Genomic DNA, 13089 nt, shown 5'->3' with positions numbered 1-13089 from the left:
GGCTACAGGGAGTGATACATTTTCACTCCCCGTGGTTAGCCAACACCGCAGGCAGATTGCTCTCGATCCAGTCCGCCAGCGCCGCCACTTTCTCGCTCACCTGCAGGCCGAGCGGCGTCAGGCTATATTCAACGTGTGGCGGTACCACCGGATAAGAGACGCGGTCGATAAAACCATCCTGCTCCAGGGCCTGCAGCGACTGCGCCAGCATCTTTTCGCTGACCCCGCCCATTTTGCGGCGCAGATCGCTGAAGCGATGGGTCCCCTCGCGCAGCGCCACCAGAATCAACACGCCCCAGCGACTGGTGACATGTTTAAGCACATCGCGCGACGGGCACTGTTCCGCAAACAGGTTGCCGTTGCGCAGTTTCTCGCTCAGCGTCGGTTCGGCCATTTTCACACTTACCTTTTTGTACGTACTTACTAAAAGTTAGTTAAGGTGTTAGCTTACCACAACTGCCACTAAACACGAAGGAGAAGACCCATGATCGCCCTTACCGGTGCCACCGGCCAGCTTGGCCACTACGTTCTGCAAGACCTGTTAAAAACCGTCCCTGCCAGCCAGATTGTGGCGATTGTCCGCAACCCGGCCAAAGCCCAGTCCCTCAGCCAGCAGGGCGTCGTTGTCCGTCAGGCCGACTATAGCGACGAAGCGGCACTGACCGCCGCGCTGCAGGGCGTGGATAAACTGCTGTTAATCTCCTCCAGCGAAGTCGGTCAGCGCGCCGTTCAGCACCGCAACGTCATCAACGCCGCCAAAGCCGCTGGGGTGACATTCATCGCCTACACCAGCCTGCTGCACGCCGACACCTCGCCGCTGGGCCTGGCCGCAGAGCATATTGAAACCGAGCAGATGCTGGCCGACTCTGGTATCGCTTACGCCCTGCTGCGCAATGGCTGGTATACCGAAAACTATCTGGCCAGCGCACCGCCGGCGCTGGAGCATGGCGTGTTTATCGGTGCCGCCGGCGAGGGTAAAATTGCCTCCGCCACCCGCGCGGATTATGCCGCCGCTGCCGCCCGCGTTATCGCTGGTGAAGGCCATGAAGGGAAGATTTACGAACTGGCGGGTGATAACGCCTGGACGCTGAGCGACCTGGCTGCTGAGCTGAGCACGCAAAGCGGAAAAAACGTGGTCTACCAGAACCTCAGCGAAGCCGATTTCGCCGCCGCGCTGAAAAGCGTCGGTCTGCCGGCGGGTCTGGCGGATATGCTGGCGGATTCCGATGTCGGCGCGTCGAAAGGCGGGCTGTTTGACGACAGCCGCACCCTGAGTACGCTGATCGGCCGTCCGACCACCTCCCTTGCTGAAAGCGTGAAAGGCATTCTGTAACCACCCCTGTCAGCTTTTGCGGTTGCGTCCCGGCGGTTCCTCTCTCATATTGAAGGGATAACCGTCGGGAGGCAGGCATGCAGGGCGTACCACCCCAATTTAGTGATGAAAAAGACCGCGCGCGCTTTCGCCATCTCGAACAGCTGCCCGGGGTGGAGCTTTACCACGCCCATATCTCTCGCTACGCCTTTGAACCCCATACCCACGAAGCCTTCGGTATCGGCGTGATTGAGCAAGGCGCTGAACGCTTTCGCTACCGCGGCAGCCAGCATATCGCCGCCGCGAACGCCATTGTCACCATGAATCCCGACGAGCTGCATACCGGCGAAGCGGAAACCGCTGACGGCTGGCGCTACCGGATGATTTATCTGGAGCCGGACCGTCTGGAAGCCATCACCGGGGTGCGCGACTGGTGGTTCAGCGAGGTGGTCCGCGAGGATCCTCTACGTTCCCGACAGATTGGCCAGCTGATTTATGGCCTGTGGCATAGCGACGATCCGCTGGCACAGCAGGGACTGCTGCTCGACCTCATCGACGCCTTCCGCCCTCTGGCCCACCATGCCTCTGCGCAGGGTGAGGCCGGGCATCGCTTCGACCGGGTGCGCGACTACCTGCACGATAACTATATGCGCCCCATCACCCTCGACGAGCTAGCGCAGGTGGCGGCGCTTAGCCCATACCACTTTCAGCGCCAGTTTAAAGCCCACTATCACGTGACGCCCCATCAGATGCTGATGGCCATCCGTCTGTGGCGCGCCAAAGCGTTTCTCACCCACGGTATGCCCGCCGCCGAAGTGGCGATAGCCGTCGGCCTCACCGACCAGTCCCACCTGACCCGCGCCTTCACCCTGCGTTACGGCATTACGCCGGTGCGCTATCAGAAGCAGGTCGCCAGGCGCTAATGCGCAATCTCATACAATATTCCTGCCCGGCCCCCTTCTACACTGCAGACAACTGTGATGACAACGGATGCAATGATGATTAGTGGTGTGCTGTACGCCCTGCTGGCGGGGCTGATGTGGGGATTAATTTTTGTCGGGCCTCTGCTGGTGCCAGAGTACCCGGCGATGCTGCAGTCGATGGGGCGCTATCTGGCGCTGGGCCTGATCGCCCTGCCGCTGGCGTGGCTCGGACGCGCGCGTTTGCGCCAGCTGAGCCGCAACGACTGGTGGACTGCGCTGGGCCTGACGATGATGGGAAATCTTATCTATTACGCCTGCCTGGCCAGCGCCATTCAGCGCACCGGGGCGCCGGTCTCCACCATGATTATCGGCACGCTGCCGGTGGTCTTGCCGGTCTTCGCCAATCTGCTCTACAGCCAGCGCGACGGAAAGCTGCCGTGGCGGCGTCTGTTTCCGGCGCTGGTCTGCATCGCCGTGGGCCTGATCTGCGTTAACGTCGCAGAACTGCGCCAGGGGCTGCCTGATTTTAGCCCGTGGCGCTACGGCTCCGGCATCGCGCTGGCGCTGGGATCGGTGGCCTGCTGGGCCTGGTATGCCCTGCGCAACGCCCGCTGGTTGCGGGAAAATCCGCATCAGCCGCCGATGATGTGGGCTACCGCTCAGGCACTGGTCACGCTTCCGGTTTCGCTGGCCGGCTATCTCGCCGCCTGCGCCTGGCTGCACGGCCAGCAGGCCGGGTTTCCCCTGCCCTTCGGCCCGCGCCCGGCGGTGTTCATTACGCTGATGCTGGCCATCGCGGTGCTCTGCTCATGGGTCGGCGCGCTGTGCTGGAATATCGCCAGCCAGCGGCTGCCGACGGTGATCCTCGGGCCGCTGATCGTCTTCGAAACTCTGGCCGGGCTGCTGTATACCTTCCTGCTGCGGCAAAGTTTACCGCCGCTGCTGACCCTGAGCGGGATCCTGTTGCTGGTGCTCGGCGTGGTCTCCGCCGTACGCGCCAGACCGGAAAAACCGATGCTGCAGCCGCTGACGGACGAAAAAAAGTAGCCAGGCCTCCTTAAGGGGTATTCCCTCGCCAAAAAGATGCATTTAAAATACATCTTATATTCCTGATGACGAGGTAACTGCTATGGCTTTCCGTGACCAACCTTTAGGCGAGCTGGCGCTGACCATCCCGCGCGCCTCCGCCCTGTTCCGTCAATACGATATGGATTACTGCTGCGGTGGCAAACAGACCCTGGCGCGCGCTGCATCGCGGAAAGCGCTGGATGTCGCGGTGATTGAAGCCGAGCTGGCGAAACTGGCCGAGCAGCCCCTCTCCCGCGACTGGCGCGCGGCGCCCCTCCCGGAGATTATCGACCATATCATCGTCCGCTATCACGACCGGCACCGCGAACAGCTGCCGGAGCTGATCCTGCAGGCCACCAAGGTTGAACGTGTGCATGCCGATAAACCGAACGTGCCGAAAGGGCTGACCAAATACCTGACCATGCTGCATCAGGAACTCTCCAGCCACATGATGAAAGAGGAGCAGATCCTGTTCCCGATGATCAAACAGGGGATGGGCGCCCAGGCCGGGGGGCCGATCAGCGTAATGGAAAGCGAGCACGATGAAGCGGGTGAACTGCTGGAGGTCATTAAGCACATCACCCATAACGTGACGCCGCCGCCGGAAGCCTGCACCACCTGGAAGGCGATGTATAACGGTATCAACGAGATGATTGACGATCTGATGGAGCACATCAGTCTGGAAAATAACGTACTGTTCCCGCGCGCCCTTGCCGGAAAATAAAGAAAAAGGCGCCTGCAGGCGCCCTCGACATTGTCCGTCTTACTTTGGCCACTCCGGGTGGCCTTTTTTATTTCGCCAGACGTTTTTTGCCGGCAAACAGCCAGCCCGCGCCCAGCAGAACAAACCACAGCGGGGTAACCATCAGCGCTTCACGGGTATCATCTTCCAGGGTCAACAGCACCAGTACGAAGACGAAGAAGGCCATGCACACCCAGCACATGAATTTGCCCAGCGGCATCTTGTATTTGGACTTCTCATGCAGCTGCGGGCGCTTTTTACGGTAGACCAGATAAGAGCAGAGGATAATCGTCCAGACGAACATAAACAGGATCGCCGACACCGTGGTGATCATGGTGAACGCGGCAATCACGCTCGGGTTGACCATCAGCATGACCACACCGCCCAGCAGGCACATGCAGGAGAAGGTTAAACCCTTCGCCGGCACCGCACGCTTCGACAGCTTGGCGAACATCTTCGGCGCCTGACCATCCTGCGCCAGACCGAACAACATACGGCTGGTAGAGAACACGCCGCTGTTGGCCGAGGAGGCTGCGGAAGTCAGCACCACAAAGTTGATCAGGCTCGCCGCCGCCGGCAGGCCGACCAGCACGAACAGCTCAACGAACGGGCTCTTGCTCGGCACCACGGAGCTCCACGGCGTCACCGACATAATCACAATCAGCGCGAAGACGTAGAACATAATGATACGCAGCGGGATGGAGTTAATCGCCCGTGGCAGGGATTTCTCCGGGTCTTTGGTTTCGGCGGCGGTGGTCCCCACCAGCTCAATCCCCACGAAGGCGAACACCGCAATCTGGAAGCCGGCAAAGAAGCCGCTCAGCCCTTTCGGGAACCAGCCGCCGTCATTCCACAGATGGGCGAAAGAGGCTTCGACGCCGGTCGGCGATTTGAAATGCATCATGACCATCACCAGGCCGACGACGATTAGCGCCACAATGGCGACGATTTTGATCATCGCGAACCAGAACTCCATTTCGCCAAACATTTTGACGGTGGCCAGGTTCAGGCCCAGCAGCAGCAGGATCACCGCCAGCGAGGCGACCCAGTCGGAGAGTCCGGGAAACCAGAACTGCGCGTAGGCGGTGATCGCCACTACGTCCGCCATTCCGGTGACGACCCAACAGAACCAATAGGTCCAGCCGGTAAAGTAACCCGCCCACGGCCCCAGCAGATCGGCCGCAAAATCGCTGAAGGATTTATATTCGAGGTTCGACAGCAGTAATTCGCCCATGGCTCGCATAACGAAAAACAGCATAAAACCGATAATCATATAAACAAAAATAATAGATGGCCCGGCAAGGCTGATAGTTTTGCCAGAACCCATAAATAACCCAGTGCCGATCGCCCCGCCAATCGCAATCAGCTGAATATGTCGGTTTGTGAGATTTCGCCGTAGCGATTGTTCAGTCGGCTCCTGCTCAATAGCAGCGACTTTAACCTGATCTACCATGTGATTTCTTCCTGTTGTACCTGTCTGTGTTGTTCAGGCTCTGATGGCCCGTCGTCTGTCATTAACCCCAGCAAGGGCTAGTCGATATTAGGTAAGAATCGGAGGGATGAATACTATGATTTAGATATAATGTTAATTTTATGTTTAAAGTGAGTGTTATATCACTCATCCACCGCGAAATAGCTCACAAAAATACACCCATATGCGATGAATGCAAAACATAATTCTAATTAATTTTTAACTTAAGGATTTTACGCTATTTTTGCGGCTTCCCCCGCCTTAAGGGAAGAGGAAGCCTCTGCTGTTTAGATAATATCCAGCAGTTCAACTTCGAAGATCAGGGTGCTGAACGGAGGAATCGACGCGCCAGCGCCGCGTTCGCCGTAGGCCAGGTTGTGCGGGATCGTCAGTTCCCATTTAGAACCGACCGGCATCAGGGTCAGCGCTTCAATCCAGCCGCCAATCACGCCGGTCACCGGGAATTCAGCTGGCTCACCACGGGCGACGGAGCTGTCGAAGACGGTGCCGTCGATCAGTTTGCCGGTGTAGTGCACGCGTACGCGGTCGGTACGTGCCGGGATCGGGCCTTCGCCCTGGGTCAGTACGCGGAACTGCAGACCAGATTCGGTGCTATTCACACCCTCTTTCTCGCGGTTTTCATCGAGGTATTTCTGGCCGTCGGCGGCCATAGCCTGGAAACGTTCGCGGCGTACGGCGTCAGCACGCTCGTGGATTTCACGCAGCGCACGGTGAACGGCTTCTACCGGCACCTGCGGCTGGTTACCTTCCAGCGCATCAGCGATACCCGCTACCAGCGCTTCCGGCAGCAGCCCCTGCAGGCCGGATTCGCTCAGCTGTTGTCCAACCTGCAAGCCGATACCGTAACTTGCCTGCGCTTCGATAGTGTCAAAAGTTGGGGTTGCCATCTTTGTTCCTTTTTGGGTGATAAACATCAAGAGAAAAGCGTGCGAAAGCATAACAGCCATAGCGAAATGGGTAAAACTTTGTCGGCGGATGATGACAAATCTCAGCGAAACAGAAACAATAGGCGGCAGCAGGTTAACTTTACTTTGTTCCGGTCATCAGGACGTTAGCCATCTATACTCATATGCAGGATAAAAATATGCGGAGCAGGAGGAAAGCCATGCCCGGGCGCTTTGAACTGACATCTACCCTGGCGAAGATCTGGCACGCCCCGGATCATTTTCGCCTCCTGGACCCGCTGCCCCCGATGCACCGCCGGGGTATCATCGCAGGCTTCCTGTTGGTTATCATCGGCATTCTGCTTCCCTCAGACGATAGCCAAAACCCGGCCTCCACCAGCCGTGAAGCAAACCTGAATCTGCAGTCGCAGTCCCAGCCGCAAGCTGGCGGCAATCAGGCCGTTCCGCTCCCGCCGATCACCAATACGCCGACCGTGAGCGATGCCGATCAGATGGCGCCCGTCGCCCCGGAGCCGATTCAGGACGAGCAGCCAGATCAGGCGCAGACGCAGCAGCCTGCTTCCCAACCGTATCAATCCTCGCAGCAGCAGTCCGCACCGGGCATTGAGCAGCAGTGGCGGACCTATCGCATCGAGTCAGGCAAAACCCTGGCCCAGCTGTTCCGCGATCATGGGCTGCCGGCCACCGACGTCTACGCGATGGCGCAGGTTGAAGGCGCTGGCAAACCATTAAGCACGTTGCAGAGCGGACAGACGGTGCAAATTCGGCAGAACGCCAACGGCGTAGTCACCGGCCTCACTATCGATACCGGCAACGGCCAGCAGGTGTTGTTTACCCGCCAGTCGAACGGCAGCTTTGTGCGTGCGCGATAGCGGAGAAGACGACAGCAAGCGTTACGCCGCCGCAAAATGAAAGGCGCTAAAAAGCAAAACGCCGGCACAAGGCCGGCGATTTGTTGTTACCAGAACGTAAGAAGCCGATTACTCAGCAACCACGTTGATGATAACTTTAGCGAATACTTCGCTGTGAACCTGGAAGTCCACTTCGTGCTCGCCAACGTTACGCAGAACGCCGTTCGGCAGGCGAACTTCGCTCTTAGCAACTTTAACGCCTGCTGCAGTAACAGCGTCAGCGATGTCGCGAGTACCGATGGAACCGAACAGTTTACCTTCGTCGCCAGCTTTGGACGCGATGGTTACGGATTCCAGGGCGTTGATCTGCGCAGCACGAGCTTCAGCAGCTGACAGAACGTCAGCCAGTTTGGCTTCCAGTTCAGCGCGACGTGCTTCGAAGAATTCAACGTTTTTCTTGGTAGCAGGAACAGCTTTACCCTGCGGGACCAGGAAGTTACGAGCATAGCCCGCTTTAACGTTAACCTGATCACCCAGGCTACCCAGGTTTGCTACTTTATCAAGCAGAATAACTTGCATTACCTTATCCTCTCAAAGTCGTATTAATGGACCGTGACCGATTACTGATGACGATCAGTGTACGGCAGCAGGGACAGGTAGCGAGCGCGTTTGATAGCGCGAGCCAGCTGACGCTGGTATTTTGCACGGGTACCGGTGATACGGCTCGGGACAATCTTACCGCTTTCGGTGATGTAGTTTTTCAGCGTAGCGATATCTTTATAGTCGATCTCTTGAACGCCTTCCGCGGTGAAACGGCAGAACTTGCGACGACGGAAATAACGTGCCATATGGCTAGTCTCCAGAATCTATCAATTCAATCTGCTCGGCATGCAGAACCATTTTGCTCAAGCCGTTCTTTGCCTTATGACAAGAGATGAACCCTCGAACGGTTACTGCGCTACCGACCGTTATACTGTGAGTAATGGCCTGGTTTTCGTGACCGCTAATAATAACGGGCATTTGACACCATGCCTGCCGGTGAAAACCGGCTTCCTCCTGCACTGAACGATGCTCAAGCACGAACTGGCAGTGAGGAATTCCTGACGGGCTGACCTTACGAAGTGGAGTCCTGCAAATAATGCCGGACAGCTCCAGACGGTTGGTCATCAGGATTACTCTTCAGAATCCCCAGCTTCAGAATCATCTGCGGTTTCGTTGGCGAAATCTTCGCGACGCTCACGGCGCTCGTCTTTCGCTTTAACCATCGGAGATGCTTCGGTAACAGCGTGCTTAGTACGCATTACCATGCTGCGGATAACGGCGTCGTTGAAGCGGAAGTTAGTTTCCAGCTCATCGATCGCTTCCTGCGGTGCTTCAACGTTCAGCAGAACGTAGTGAGCTTTGTGCAGTTTGTTGATCGGATAAGCCAGCTGACGGCGGCCCCAGTCTTCCAGACGGTGGATCGTACCTGCTGCTGCAGTGATTGCACCAGTGTAACGTTCGATCATGCCCGGAACCTGTTCGCTCTGGTCAGGATGGACCATAAAAACGATTTCGTAATGACGCATCGAATTGCTCCTTACGGATTATTCAGCCTCCTGTCTGGGTCAGCCGCGGCCCATGGAGGCAAGGAACGTGTTAAAGGGCGGCTGAAAAATTGACGCGTCATTCTAATGGCGCCCCCCCAGGAACACAAGCGGATTTGCACAAATAATTCGCACTAAGCGCCAAGTGGCGCTAAGTGGGTGATTTAAAATTAACCAATAAAGGAAGCGGCATTTTTTTGAACGACTGCATCAGAAAAGGTCGCCATGCGACGAACGCGCAGCGATTACACTTATATCAGAGCCAAACGACCACAGGAGAGCCCCCGAGTCAGCGTCAGGACTGTCAGTCAGGAGCGTAGTATATGAAACTGAAAATCATCGCCATGATGGCTGCGCTTTTCTTCAGCGCCAACGCGCTGGCAGCTATCCAAATCACCGAACGTCAGGCCCGCAACATGGACGACGTGCAGAGCCTCGGCGTTATCTATATCAATCACAATATGGCCACTGAGCACGAGGCCGAGCAGGCCCTTAGCCAGATGAGCGATGCGCAGGGGGCGAAATACTTTCAGCCTATCCTGATGCACGAACCCGAAACCAACGGCCCGCTTCGCGCCAGCGCGGTGATATACCGTTAGCGCCAGGCCGACTCTTCGCCTCTCTTCGCGAGGGGCGAAGCGAGGTTTTCACCTAAACGCAATTGAGAATTATTTTACAAACCGACTTATCAGCGCCATCGCAACCTGATTTAATCAGCCACTCGCCATTTGATAATCAGGAGTGATTGATGGTTCCGCGTTTCGCCACCTTAGGCCGTATCCCCAAAGGCGTTTGGGTACTCGGCGGCGTCAGCCTGCTGATGGATGTCTCCTCCGAGATGATCCACAGCCTCTTACCGCTGTTTATGGCCACCACCCTCGGCGCCAGCGTGATAATTATCGGTCTTATCGAGGGACTGGCGGAAGCCACCGCCCTGATCCTGAAAGTCTTCTCTGGCGTAATCAGCGACTATGTCGGCAAGCGCAAAGGACTGGCGCTGCTGGGATACGGCCTGGGCGCGCTCAGTAAGCCGCTGTTTGCCATCGCCCCCACCGCCGGAGTGGTGTTTAGCGCCCGCATGATTGACCGCGTAGGGAAAGGTATTCGCGGCGCGCCGCGCGATGCGCTGGTTGCCGACGTCACCCCGCCGGAGATCCGCGGCGCCGCCTACGGGCTCCGCCAGGCGCTGGATACCGTTGGCGCCTTTCTCGGCCCGCTGCTGGCGGTGCTGCTGATGTTTATCTGGGCCAACGATTTTCACGCTATTTTCTGGGTGGCGGTCATTCCCGCCGTGCTCTCCATTCTCCTGCTCGGGTTTGGCCTGCAGGAGCCAAAATCCGCCATCGCACACAAACGCAGCAATCCGCTGAAGCGCGAAAACCTGAAAAAGCTCTCCGCCGCCTACTGGTGGGTAGTCGCCATCGGCAGCATCTTCACCCTCGCCCGCTTCAGCGAAGCCTTTCTGGTGCTGCGCGCCCAGCAGATGGAGATCCCGCTGTTTACCATCCCGCTGGTGATGGTGGCGATGAACCTGGTCTACAGCCTCACGGCTTACCCGTTCGGTAAACTCTCAGACAGCATGAGCCACAGCAAACTGCTGCAGTGGGGACTGCTGGTGCTGATCCTCGCCGATATCGTGCTGGCGCTCAGCGGCCACTGGAGTACGCTGCTGCTCGGCGTCGCGCTGTGGGGGATTCATATGGGAATGACCCAGGGCCTGCTGGCAGCGATGGTTGCGCATACCGCGCCGCCGGAACTACGCGGTACGGCATTCGGTATGTTCAACCTGATGAGCGGCCTGGCGCTGCTGCTGGCCAGTACCGGCGCAGGGGTACTGTGGGAAACCTTCGGCGCCGCCTCGACGTTTTACGCCGGCGCGATAATTTGTATGGTAACGCTCATCGGCATGCGCGTGATGCCGTCGGCCTATCGTCAGGGCTAAAAAAACGGCTCCGGGGCCAGACCAGTTGCTTCACCGTGAGGGGTGAAAGCCCCGGAGCGCGCTATCTACTTTTGCCCATAGTAGGCGTTTGGCCCATGCTTACGCTGAAAATGCTTATTCATCAGCCAGCTATCGATGGGCTGCAACTGCGGATTAATCCCGCGGGCAATCCACGCCATGCGCGCCACTTCTTCCATCACCACCGCGTTGTGTACCGCCTCGTGGGCGTCTTTGCCCCAGGCAAACGGCCCGTGCTGATAGACGACGATCCCAGGCGTATGCAGCGGATTCGACGCGCCCAGCGTTTCGATAATCACCTGCCCGGTGTTCAGCTCGTAAGCCTCGTCCACCTCCTGTGCGCTAAGCGCCCGGGTACAGGGGATATCACCGAAGAAGTAGTCCGCATGGGTGGTGCCAAGCGCCGGGATCGCCAGCCCCGCCTGCGCCCAGGCGGTGGCATGCGTCGAGTGGGTATGCACCACTCCGCCAAGGTCGGGATAACGACGATAGAGCGCCAGATGGGTGGCGGTATCAGAGGAGGGGCGATACAGCCCTTCCACCACGTTGCCCTCAAGATCCACGACAACCATATCGTCCGCCTTCATGGTCTCATAGGCGACGCCGCTGGGCTTGATCGCCACCAGCCCGCGCTGCCGGTCAATGGCGCTGACATTGCCCCAGGTGAAGGTCACCAGACCGTAGCGCGGCAGATCCATATTGGCCTCGAACACCTGCTGTTTCAGTTGTTGCATTACGCCGCCTCCATCAGGCCCGCGCGGGCCATCCGCGCCTTCACCCAGTCACGTGCCTTCGCCACCTCCGCCAGCGGATCAGCGCTGGTTTCGCTCCACATCTCAATCAGATACGGTCCGCAGTAGCCGGTCTGCTTGAGCGTTTCGAAGCAGCGTTCAAAATCGACCACCCCTTCGCCAAACGGCACGTTTTTAAAGACGCCAGGTTTCGTGTCTTTGACGTGTACCGCCACGATATGCCCGCTCCCCGCCTTCAGTTCCATCTGGACGTCGTTATCCCACGCTGACAGATTGCCGATATCAGGGTAAAGCTGGAACCACGGATTATTCAGGTAATGGGCGTAGCCTAAGGCCTTACTGATCGAGTTCATCAGCGGGTAATCCATGATCTCCATCGCCAGCGTGACCTGGGCACGGCTGGCCATTTCGACGCTCTGTTTCAGGCCGTCGCGAAAGCGGCGGCGCGTCTCATCGTTCGCCTGCTGGTAATAGACGTCGTAGCCTGCCAGCTGGATCACCCGGATCCCCACATCCTGCGCCAGCTGGATGGCTTTACGCATAATTTCCAGCCCCTGATGACGCACCGCGTCGTCTTCACTACCCAGCGGAAAACGGCGATGGGCGCTAAGGCACATCGATGGTACCCGGACGCCGGTGTCAGCCACCGCCTTGACCAGCGCCAGACGCTGCTCGGGGCTCCAGTCCAGTCGCGCAAGGCGCACGTCCGTTTCATCGAGAGACATTTCCACAAAATCAAAGCCCAGCGCCTTCGCCAGCTGCAGCCGCTCCAGCCAGCACTCCCCGGCGGGGAGCGCTTTTTCATAGATGCCGAGCGGAATGGATTTCGCCAACATAACCGCTCCTTAACCCCACAGCTGGGCGATAGAGCGTTTAAACTGGCGCGCCGCTTCCACCGGCGAGGCGGCATCGCGGATGCTGCGCCCGGCAATAAAGACGTGAATAGGGATACCCGCGAACAGCGGCAGGTCTTCCAGCGCCAGACCGCCGGTGACAGTCACTTTGAAGCCCATATCGGACAAACGTTTAATCGCGCTGATATCCGCCTCGCTCCACGCCACGCCTGCCGCCTGTGCGTCGCGGCTGCGGTGATAGACCACCTGCTGAATACCCGCCTCGCGCCATGCCTGCGCCTGTTCCCAGGTCCAGAAGCCGGTCAGCTCAATTTGCACATCGCCGTTAAATTCTTTGGCGACGTCCAGCGCCCCTTTGGCGGTATTGATATCGGCACAGCAGATCACCGTGACCCAGTCGGCGTTGGCTTCAAAGCACATCCGCGACAGGATCTTGCCGGCGTCGGCAATTTTGGCGTCCGCCAGCACGATTTTATGCGGATACAGCGCCTTCAGATCGCGCACCGCACGCACCCCTTCGCCGACGCAAAGAATAGTACCGACTTCAATGATATCCACCTCTTCGGCGATCAGGCGGGTCGTTTCATAGGCACTGGCCAGCGTTTGGTTGTCCAGAGCGACCTGTAACATAGGTAATGACATGA

General features: G+C 58.1%; 17 protein-coding genes. 7 read left to right on the top strand and 10 right to left on the bottom strand.

The genetic code is table 11. The annotated features are described in order from the left end of the window. Positions 1–22 precede the first annotated feature (22 nt). The gene (locus tag N438_RS22985; RefSeq protein ID WP_012543100.1) at positions 23–394 is read right to left on the bottom strand and encodes a helix-turn-helix domain-containing protein; all 372 of its coding nucleotides are present in this window, start codon (positions 392–394) and stop codon (positions 23–25) included. 90 nt (positions 395–484) lie between these two features. Between N438_RS22985 and N438_RS22980 the strand changes: the two genes are divergently transcribed. From N438_RS22980 to ytfE, 4 genes are all read left to right on the top strand, one after another. After that, positions 485–1333: an SDR family oxidoreductase gene (locus N438_RS22980; protein WP_008807166.1), complete on the top strand. Its 849-nt coding sequence runs from the start codon at positions 485–487 to the stop codon at positions 1331–1333. Between the two features lie 77 nt (positions 1334–1410). Beyond that, complete coding sequence (locus tag N438_RS22975) at positions 1411–2235, top strand: AraC family transcriptional regulator (protein ID WP_012543102.1); 825 nt, start codon at positions 1411–1413, stop codon at positions 2233–2235. 75 nt (positions 2236–2310) lie between these two features. Continuing rightward, positions 2311–3282, top strand: coding sequence for a DMT family transporter (locus tag N438_RS22970; protein ID WP_012969105.1), 972 nt, complete (start codon positions 2311–2313; stop codon positions 3280–3282). Between the two features lie 82 nt (positions 3283–3364). Further along, positions 3365–4027 carry an iron-sulfur cluster repair protein YtfE gene (ytfE, locus tag N438_RS22965; RefSeq protein WP_012543104.1) on the top strand — a complete coding sequence of 221 codons (663 nt, stop codon included), beginning with the start codon at positions 3365–3367 and terminating at the stop codon, positions 4025–4027. 67 nt (positions 4028–4094) lie between these two features. Here ytfE and cycA read toward each other — a convergent pair whose 3' ends face one another. Both cycA and fklB read right to left on the bottom strand, forming a co-directional pair. Next, positions 4095–5498 carry a D-serine/D-alanine/glycine transporter gene (cycA, locus tag N438_RS22960; RefSeq protein WP_008807170.1) on the bottom strand — a complete coding sequence of 468 codons (1404 nt, stop codon included), beginning with the start codon at positions 5496–5498 and terminating at the stop codon, positions 4095–4097. A 305-nt stretch (positions 5499–5803) separates the two neighbouring features. Beyond that, positions 5804–6424, bottom strand: coding sequence for an FKBP-type peptidyl-prolyl cis-trans isomerase (gene fklB, locus N438_RS22955; protein ID WP_002886687.1), 621 nt, complete (start codon positions 6422–6424; stop codon positions 5804–5806). Between the two features lie 218 nt (positions 6425–6642). On the opposite strand from fklB, the gene N438_RS22950 reads away from it, so the two are divergent. Beyond that, the gene (locus N438_RS22950; protein WP_012969107.1) at positions 6643–7314 is read left to right on the top strand and encodes a LysM-like peptidoglycan-binding domain-containing protein; all 672 of its coding nucleotides are present in this window, start codon (positions 6643–6645) and stop codon (positions 7312–7314) included. A 108-nt stretch (positions 7315–7422) separates the two neighbouring features. Here the strand turns inward: N438_RS22950 and rplI are convergent, their stop codons facing one another. From rplI to rpsF, 4 genes are read right to left on the bottom strand one after another with little or no spacing between them, the layout of a single operon-like run. Further along, positions 7423–7872, bottom strand: coding sequence for a 50S ribosomal protein L9 (rplI, locus tag N438_RS22945; RefSeq protein WP_008807173.1), 450 nt, complete (start codon positions 7870–7872; stop codon positions 7423–7425). Between the two features lie 41 nt (positions 7873–7913). Continuing rightward, positions 7914–8141: a 30S ribosomal protein S18 gene (gene rpsR, locus N438_RS22940; RefSeq protein WP_000135199.1), complete on the bottom strand. Its 228-nt coding sequence runs from the start codon at positions 8139–8141 to the stop codon at positions 7914–7916. A 4-nt stretch (positions 8142–8145) separates the two neighbouring features. Further along, positions 8146–8460, bottom strand: coding sequence for a primosomal replication protein N (gene priB, locus N438_RS22935; RefSeq protein ID WP_002885722.1), 315 nt, complete (start codon positions 8458–8460; stop codon positions 8146–8148). A 5-nt stretch (positions 8461–8465) separates the two neighbouring features. After that, on the bottom strand, positions 8466–8861 hold the full coding sequence (rpsF, locus tag N438_RS22930; protein WP_008807174.1) for a 30S ribosomal protein S6: 396 nt from the start codon (positions 8859–8861) through the stop codon (positions 8466–8468). Positions 8862–9202: 341 nt separating this feature from the next. Here rpsF and N438_RS22925 point away from each other — a divergent pair, with 341 nt between their 5' ends. Both N438_RS22925 and N438_RS22920 read left to right on the top strand, forming a co-directional pair. Then, positions 9203–9478, top strand: coding sequence for a DUF1471 domain-containing protein (locus N438_RS22925; protein WP_002885689.1), 276 nt, complete (start codon positions 9203–9205; stop codon positions 9476–9478). A 149-nt stretch (positions 9479–9627) separates the two neighbouring features. Next, positions 9628–10821, top strand: a complete 1194-nt coding sequence (locus N438_RS22920) for an MFS transporter (protein WP_008807176.1) — start codon at positions 9628–9630, stop codon at positions 10819–10821. A gap of 65 nt (positions 10822–10886) precedes the next feature. On the opposite strand, the gene N438_RS22915 is transcribed toward N438_RS22920, so the two are convergent. The 3 genes from N438_RS22915 to ulaD are packed head-to-tail and all read right to left on the bottom strand — an operon-like array spanning position 10887 to position 13087. Beyond that, a complete protein-coding gene (locus tag N438_RS22915; protein WP_012969108.1) occupies positions 10887–11573 on the bottom strand; it encodes an L-ribulose-5-phosphate 4-epimerase in 687 nt (228 codons plus the stop codon). Then, positions 11573–12427: an L-ribulose-5-phosphate 3-epimerase gene (locus N438_RS22910; protein WP_008807178.1), complete on the bottom strand. Its 855-nt coding sequence runs from the start codon at positions 12425–12427 to the stop codon at positions 11573–11575. Before N438_RS22910 ends, N438_RS22915 begins: the two co-directional genes overlap by 1 nt. A 9-nt stretch (positions 12428–12436) precedes the next feature. Next, positions 12437–13087, bottom strand: a complete 651-nt coding sequence (ulaD, locus tag N438_RS22905) for a 3-keto-L-gulonate-6-phosphate decarboxylase UlaD (protein WP_008807179.1) — start codon at positions 13085–13087, stop codon at positions 12437–12439. Positions 13088–13089 lie beyond the last annotated feature (2 nt).

The sequence above is a fragment of the Klebsiella sp. GL120222-02 genome (assembly GCF_003097195.1).
GTDB classification, from domain to species: Bacteria; Pseudomonadota; Gammaproteobacteria; order Enterobacterales; family Enterobacteriaceae; genus Klebsiella; species Klebsiella variicola.
This window is presented reverse-complemented; position numbering and strand designations above follow the sequence as displayed.

Coding starts and splice junctions, on each gene's coding strand:
- N438_RS22985 (WP_012543100.1), bottom strand. CDS start 394: ATGGCCGAACCGACGCTGAGCGAGAAACTGCGCAACGGCAACCTGTTT.
- N438_RS22980 (WP_008807166.1), top strand. CDS start 485: ATGATCGCCCTTACCGGTGCCACCGGCCAGCTTGGCCACTACGTTCTG.
- N438_RS22975 (WP_012543102.1), top strand. CDS start 1,411: ATGCAGGGCGTACCACCCCAATTTAGTGATGAAAAAGACCGCGCGCGC.
- N438_RS22970 (WP_012969105.1), top strand. CDS start 2,311: ATGATTAGTGGTGTGCTGTACGCCCTGCTGGCGGGGCTGATGTGGGGA.
- ytfE (WP_012543104.1), top strand. CDS start 3,365: ATGGCTTTCCGTGACCAACCTTTAGGCGAGCTGGCGCTGACCATCCCG.
- cycA (WP_008807170.1), bottom strand. CDS start 5,498: ATGGTAGATCAGGTTAAAGTCGCTGCTATTGAGCAGGAGCCGACTGAA.
- fklB (WP_002886687.1), bottom strand. CDS start 6,424: ATGGCAACCCCAACTTTTGACACTATCGAAGCGCAGGCAAGTTACGGT.
- N438_RS22950 (WP_012969107.1), top strand. CDS start 6,643: ATGCCCGGGCGCTTTGAACTGACATCTACCCTGGCGAAGATCTGGCAC.
- rplI (WP_008807173.1), bottom strand. CDS start 7,872: ATGCAAGTTATTCTGCTTGATAAAGTAGCAAACCTGGGTAGCCTGGGT.
- rpsR (WP_000135199.1), bottom strand. CDS start 8,141: ATGGCACGTTATTTCCGTCGTCGCAAGTTCTGCCGTTTCACCGCGGAA.
- priB (WP_002885722.1), bottom strand. CDS start 8,460: ATGACCAACCGTCTGGAGCTGTCCGGCATTATTTGCAGGACTCCACTT.
- rpsF (WP_008807174.1), bottom strand. CDS start 8,861: ATGCGTCATTACGAAATCGTTTTTATGGTCCATCCTGACCAGAGCGAA.
- N438_RS22925 (WP_002885689.1), top strand. CDS start 9,203: ATGAAACTGAAAATCATCGCCATGATGGCTGCGCTTTTCTTCAGCGCC.
- N438_RS22920 (WP_008807176.1), top strand. CDS start 9,628: ATGGTTCCGCGTTTCGCCACCTTAGGCCGTATCCCCAAAGGCGTTTGG.
- N438_RS22915 (WP_012969108.1), bottom strand. CDS start 11,573: ATGCAACAACTGAAACAGCAGGTGTTCGAGGCCAATATGGATCTGCCG.
- N438_RS22910 (WP_008807178.1), bottom strand. CDS start 12,427: ATGTTGGCGAAATCCATTCCGCTCGGCATCTATGAAAAAGCGCTCCCC.
- ulaD (WP_008807179.1), bottom strand. CDS start 13,087: ATGTCATTACCTATGTTACAGGTCGCTCTGGACAACCAAACGCTGGCC.